The sequence below is a fragment of the Flavicella sp. genome (assembly GCF_029238425.1).
In the GTDB taxonomy this organism is placed as follows: Bacteria; Bacteroidota; Bacteroidia; order Flavobacteriales; family Flavobacteriaceae; genus Flavicella.
The window spans coordinates 1-5,778 of record NZ_JAQWGB010000084.1 but is presented as its reverse complement, the minus strand read 5'-3'; the positions used below and the strand labels follow the sequence as shown (position 1 = coordinate 5,778).

Annotated in this window: 7 protein-coding genes; 6 read left to right on the top strand and 1 reads right to left on the bottom strand. The window is 33.8% G+C overall.

The genetic code is table 11. The features are described 5' to 3' along the window. On the bottom strand, positions 1-356 hold a 356-nt coding region (locus tag P8H68_RS06370; RefSeq protein WP_300322590.1), incomplete at its 3' end, for an AAA family ATPase. Positions 357-525: 169 nt separating this feature from the next. Here P8H68_RS06370 and P8H68_RS06365 point away from each other — a divergent pair. The 6 genes from P8H68_RS06365 (at position 526) to P8H68_RS06340 (ending at position 5,724) form a co-directional block, all read left to right on the top strand. Beyond that, a complete protein-coding gene (locus P8H68_RS06365) occupies positions 526-1,293 on the top strand; it encodes a tetratricopeptide repeat protein (protein ID WP_300322588.1) in 768 nt (255 codons plus the stop codon). Positions 1,294-1,331: 38 nt separating this feature from the next. Further along, positions 1,332-1,811, top strand: coding sequence for a 6,7-dimethyl-8-ribityllumazine synthase (gene ribH, locus P8H68_RS06360; RefSeq protein ID WP_300322586.1), 480 nt, complete (start codon positions 1,332-1,334; stop codon positions 1,809-1,811). Positions 1,812-1,935: 124 nt separating this feature from the next. After that, on the top strand, positions 1,936-2,229 hold the full coding sequence (locus tag P8H68_RS06355; protein ID WP_300322584.1) for a hypothetical protein: 294 nt from the start codon (positions 1,936-1,938) through the stop codon (positions 2,227-2,229). Beyond that, on the top strand, positions 2,229-4,109 hold the full coding sequence (mutL, locus tag P8H68_RS06350; protein ID WP_300322582.1) for a DNA mismatch repair endonuclease MutL: 1,881 nt from the start codon (positions 2,229-2,231) through the stop codon (positions 4,107-4,109). Before P8H68_RS06355 ends, mutL begins: the two co-directional genes overlap by 1 nt. Before the next feature lie 6 nt (positions 4,110-4,115). Beyond that, entirely contained in the window at positions 4,116-4,847 is a 732-nt protein-coding gene (locus tag P8H68_RS06345) for a rhomboid family intramembrane serine protease (protein ID WP_300322580.1), read from the top strand. 4 nt (positions 4,848-4,851) lie between these two features. Continuing rightward, complete coding sequence (locus tag P8H68_RS06340) at positions 4,852-5,724, top strand: rhomboid family intramembrane serine protease (protein ID WP_300322578.1); 873 nt, start codon at positions 4,852-4,854, stop codon at positions 5,722-5,724. Positions 5,725-5,778 lie beyond the last annotated feature (54 nt).

The window sequence follows — 5,778 nt, the reverse complement described above, 5'->3', positions numbered from 1 at the left end:
GGAGAAATAATCACCAATGGAAATTTCCCTATATGCTCTGAAAACTTTTCATAAGCTTTTCCATTTCTCTTAATTATTTTCTTCTGACCTTTTTTTAGACTACATAGAATCACCTCTTCTCTATCATCAACATCGTAATTTCCTTCTAACATAAAAAACTCCTCCCCATGTCGAATATTCTGAACTGCCACCGAATTAAAATAACTTTTAGCAAATGACAAATAGTAAATAGCATCCAAGACATTGGTTTTCCCAACTCCGTTATCGCCAACAAAACAATTTATCTTTTCCTGGAAATCAAACACTTGCTGTGTTAAGTTTTTATAATTCACTAAAGATAATTTGCGCAGATACATAGTTCTAAGGTCGTATAAATAAGAGGGCGCAAATTATTAAAAGTTTTGCGAAAAAGAGACTTTTTAAATTCAATTAAAAAAACTATTTTTGCTTGCTTATAAATCGAAAACAAATTAAAATACTTATTTATTTCGATGAAAATAAACCAAAAAAGAAAAACAAGAATAGATGGCAACATACAAGAAGAAAGGACAAAAAAAAGTTAAAAGTGCACCTGTAGATCATATTGAAGAAGAAAGCGCTACTGCTGAAGTATTCAAAAACTTAGAGGAAAGCGCTTCTAGATCTGAACAATGGATTGAAAAATACCAAAAGCCATTATTCTCTGGATTGGTACTTGTTGTTGTTCTTATCTTAGGATACATTGCCTATAATGCTTACGTAATTGAGCCGAAAGAACAAGAAGCTGCGAATGAATTGTCTTTCCCTAAGGAAAACTTTGAAGAAGCGATCAATGCTACTACCGATGCGGAATCTTTATTCAGCTTAGCCTTAGAAGGAGCTAATGGAAAATATGGATTTGTGGATATCGCTGATAAATACAGTGGAACAAAGGCTGGAAACTTAGCCAACTATTACGCAGGTCTTTCCTACTTAAAAACAAATGATTACAAAAATGCAATTGCATATTTAGAGAAGTTTTCTTCTAGCGACGCTTTATTAAGTCCAGCTGCATTAGGAGCTATCGGAGATGCATTTGCTGATTTAGATCAAAACGATGATGCTTTGTCTTATTACGAAAAAGCAGCAAAAGTTCAGCCTAACGCTTCTACAACGCCTTTATACTTGCTAAAAGCCGGTAACACCGCTTTGGACTTGGGAGATGCAAAGAAAGCAGAAGGATTCTTTTCTGAAATCAAAAATAAATACCCAGAGTCTGCTTTAGCGGACAATATTGAAATGCACATCAATAAAGCAAAATACGCTCAAAACTAATAAGTATTTAAATACTTAACTCATACAAAATAGCATTTATGGCTACTACTGACTTATCAGCATATGACAAAAACACAGTTCCAAACGCGAAAAATTTTCGGTTTGGAATTGTTGTTTCTGAATGGAACGAATCAATTACAGAAGGACTTTATCAAGGTGCCGTTAAAGCATTATTGGATAACGGTGCACTAGAGAAAAACATTATCAAATGGGATGTTCCTGGAAGTTATGAGTTGATTTATGGAGCGAAAAAAATGGTTGCATCGCAAGACTTGGATGCTGTTATTGCTATTGGTAATGTTATCAAGGGAGAGACAAAACATTTTGATTTTGTCTGTGATGGAGTAACGCAAGGAATTAAGGATTTAAATATTATTCAAGACATTCCAGTTATATTTTGTGTACTTACAGATGACACCATGCAGCAATCTATTGAAAGATCTGGTGGTAAACATGGTAACAAAGGGGTTGAATGTGCCATAGCAGCGATTAAGATGGCTGTTATCAAAAATATCTAATCCAACATTACACGCTTACTCTCCTTACATTTTTGTTAATTTCTTTAACAAAGATTTCAAAGAATAGACTTTTATACCAACATTAATTTCTGTAATTTTGAGCATACAATCAAAATGAAATTTTATGTTCGGAACTCCTTTTAAACAAAGAGCTCATTACGTTTTCAACTACAAGCCTCGCTACTATAGCGAGCGCAAAGAGCGTTTGGAAAATTTAAAAGGAAAATATGCGGAAGATTCTGAAAACTCAGAAAACAAAGACTATAAAGTTTCCTTAGTAAAAAACAACTTAAAAAATGATTGGGCGAAATCAAAAAAAGGTCCCAATGACGGTGGTTCAAGTAAACGCTTGGCAATAATCATTGCGCTTTTAGTAGGGATCTGTGCCTATCTTTTTGAATTACACACACTTATTTAATGACAGACATTATACAATTGTTACCAGATCACGTAGCAAATCAAATTGCTGCAGGGGAAGTTGTACAACGCCCTGCTTCTGTTGTAAAAGAATTATTAGAAAATGCTATTGATGCTGGAGCTACCAGTATCAAACTTATCATAAAAGACGCAGGAAAAACATTAATTCAAGTTATTGATAATGGTAGCGGTATGACCATGACCGATGCTAGGTTGTGTTTTGAAAGACATGCCACCTCAAAAATTAAAGAAGCACAAGATTTATTCAACCTAAACACAAAAGGATTTAGAGGAGAAGCCATGGCTTCTATTGCGGCGATTGCTCATGTTGAATTAAAAACCAAACAAGATGGTCAAGAGATAGGAACATGCCTCAAAATTGAAGGTAGCAAAGTAACTTCACAAGAACCTGATTGTCCTGCCAAAGGAACGAGTGTTGCTGTAAAGAACTTGTTCTACAATATTCCTGCACGTAGAAATTTTTTAAAATCTGACACCATTGAAACCAGACATATTGTCAATGAGTTTCAAAGAGTTGCTTTAGCACATAATGATATCAGTTTTTCTTTTAATCACAACAATTCTGAAGTTTATAATTTAAAAGCTGGAAACCTTAAACAACGTATCGTGGGAGTTTTTGGAGGAAAAACCAACGAAAAATTAGTTCCTATTGCTGAAGATACTGATGTAATAAAAATAGACGGATTTGTTGCCAAACCAGAATTCTCTAAAAAGAAAAGAGGAGAACAATTCTTTTTTGTGAATGATCGATATATCAAAAGCTCTTATTTACATCATGCGGTTTCAAGCGCCTTTGACGGATTGCTAGGTAATGGGTACCACCCCTCTTACTTTTTATATTTAAGTGTTCCGCCAGAAAGTATTGATATCAATATACATCCTACCAAAACGGAGATTAAATTTGATAATGAAAAGATTTTGTATGCGATCATCCGAGCCACGGTAAAGCATGGTTTAGGTCAGTACAACGTATCTCCTGTTTTAGATTTCAACAGGGATGCCTCTATGGACACCCCTTATGCACTGGAGGGAAAAGAATATTCTTCTGAGCCAAAAATAGAAATTGATCCTAATTTCAATCCTTTTAAAACAGAAGTTGCCTCTAATTCTTTTAGCACTGCAACACAAACAAATAGCAATACCTACACCTCTCCTAGTTATAGTTCTAAATCAGATTTGCCAGAATGGGAATCTTTGTATTCAGAAACCACAGAGAATGACATTTTTGAAAGCCGAACAGAACCTATACAGGCGGAATTAGGGTTGGACTTGCAGGAAGAAGAAAAAGCAACAGGTAAAACCTTTCAAATTCATAATAAGTACCTATTAAGTACTATAAAATCAGGTGTCGTATTGATTCATCAAAATTTAGCACATCAGAGAATTTTATACGAAGAGTTTTTAGAAAACATAACGGTTAAAGAAGCTGCCAGTCAGCAATTACTTTTCCCTGTTGAAATTTCATTCACGAAAGAAGAAATTGAAATATTAAGAGAGTTGAAATTAGATTTGGAAAATACGGGTTTCCTTTTTGATAAGATTACAGATGATAGTATTATTGTAAAAGGTATTCCAACGTCTATTACTGAAAGTCAAATAACAATTATTATTGAACAGTTATTAGACGATATTAAAGAAGAAGTACCCGAAAGTAGCTTTAGTCAATTGGATATTATTTCAAAATCTTTGGCCAAATCACTTGCTATCAAAACTGGTAGTAAGCTTTCAGAAAAAGAACAAGAGAGTTTGGTTTTTAATCTATTCGCTTGCAAAGAACCATCTATCTCTCCTTATGGGAAAAAAGTTTTTGAAACTTTGACCATAGGTGAATTGGATAAAATTTTTAATTCAAAACTATAAAGTATTATGGGCAGGATTACAGAAAGTATCAAACATTTGATCATTATCAATGTTATTCTATTTATTGCTCCTCAATTTTTCAAAGGAATTGATTTGCAAACACTTTTTGCGTTGCACTTTCCTGGAAATCCAGAGTTCGGATTTTGGCAATATGTGACCCATATTTTTATGCACGGAAGTTTTTCCCATATTTTATTTAACATGTATGGACTTTGGGCATTTGGAACACCATTGGAACAAATGTGGGGACGAAATAAATTTTTGTTTTTCTATTTCTCGGCAGGAATTGGCGCTGGATTGATTTATACAGCTGTGAATTACTACCAATTCAATGGTTTTTATGAGCAGCTTATTTCTGATGGCCTTAGTAGTGGCGATATCCAAAACCTATTAGACACGGGGAAATATAATGCAAATATGGTTAGTTTATCTAACGAGGCATTGAGTGAATTTTTCAGTCTATACCATACACCTGCAGTAGGGGCATCTGGAGCTATCTATGGAGTATTAGTGGCCTTTGGTTTATCATTCCCTGAATCCAAATTAGCTTTGATATTTTTCCCAGTTCCTATTGCGGCCAAATATTTTATACCGGTCATGATTTTAGGGGATTTATTTTTTGGTGTTACCAAATACTCAATAGGAAACGTTGCCCATTTTGCGCATATTGGAGGAGCTTTGATCGGTTTTATCATTGCTTGGTATTGGAAAAAAAATCAATTCAAACGTTGGGACTAATCATATGAACAAATATCTAAATAAATACAATCAAGGAACTATTGTAGAAAAATTAATCTATATAAATGTTGGCGCATTTTTATTGACTTTTCTATTAAATTCTTTTGGATATTTGTTCCAATCCAATTCTAATTTGGTGATGAATTGGTTTTCAATGCCTTCGAATATTGACTATTTTATAACAAGACCTTGGAGTATTATCTCCTATGGTTTCCTTCATGCAGGGTTCTTTCACATACTAACCAACCTGCTGGTTTTATATTATATAGGTAATCTTTTCATTGATTACTTTACTCAAAAGCAACTATTAAGTTTTTATCTTTTCGGAACTGTTTTCGGTGGGCTACTTTATTTAGTGAGTTATACTATATTCCCTGCATTGCAAAATACAAATGCCACTTTGGTAGGTGCTAGTGCGGCAGTAATGGCAATTTTTATTGGTATTGCCACTTATATTCCTAATTACGAAATCAACATTAGATTTATTGGTTTTGTCAAACTCTGGAAGTTAGCAGCATTTTTTGTTGGGTTGGACTTAATTCAAATTCCAAGTGGAAATGCGGGGGGGCATTTAGCGCATCTTGGTGGAGCTTTATTTGGTTTTATTTATATGAGTCAGATTAGAAAAGGAACTCTTTCTTTCACCATAAAAAATCCGTTTAGTTCGCTGTTTTCAAAAAGAAGCAATTTACGAACTGTATATAAAGCCAAACGTAAAAAAGCAAAAACAAAAAACTCAAAACAAAGAAAATCCAACAGACCAACCAACCAGCAACAGATTGATGCTATTTTAGATAAAATCAGCAAATCCGGTTACGATTCATTAAACCAAGAGGAAAAAAACCTTTTATTCAAACAAGGAAAAAAGAATTCATGAAAAACCTTTCCTTCATAGATAAAGTAATTTTCTTTTTCAATTCACTTGCAGCAT

What these genes read in the sequence shown, in the direction of transcription:
- P8H68_RS06365 (WP_300322588.1), top strand. Translation starts at nt 526, where the DNA reads ATGGCAACATACAAGAAGAAAGGACAAAAAAAAGTTAAAAGTGCACCT.
- ribH (WP_300322586.1), top strand. Translation starts at nt 1,332, where the DNA reads ATGGCTACTACTGACTTATCAGCATATGACAAAAACACAGTTCCAAAC.
- P8H68_RS06355 (WP_300322584.1), top strand. Translation starts at nt 1,936, where the DNA reads ATGTTCGGAACTCCTTTTAAACAAAGAGCTCATTACGTTTTCAACTAC.
- mutL (WP_300322582.1), top strand. Translation starts at nt 2,229, where the DNA reads ATGACAGACATTATACAATTGTTACCAGATCACGTAGCAAATCAAATT.
- P8H68_RS06345 (WP_300322580.1), top strand. Translation starts at nt 4,116, where the DNA reads ATGGGCAGGATTACAGAAAGTATCAAACATTTGATCATTATCAATGTT.
- P8H68_RS06340 (WP_300322578.1), top strand. Translation starts at nt 4,852, where the DNA reads ATGAACAAATATCTAAATAAATACAATCAAGGAACTATTGTAGAAAAA.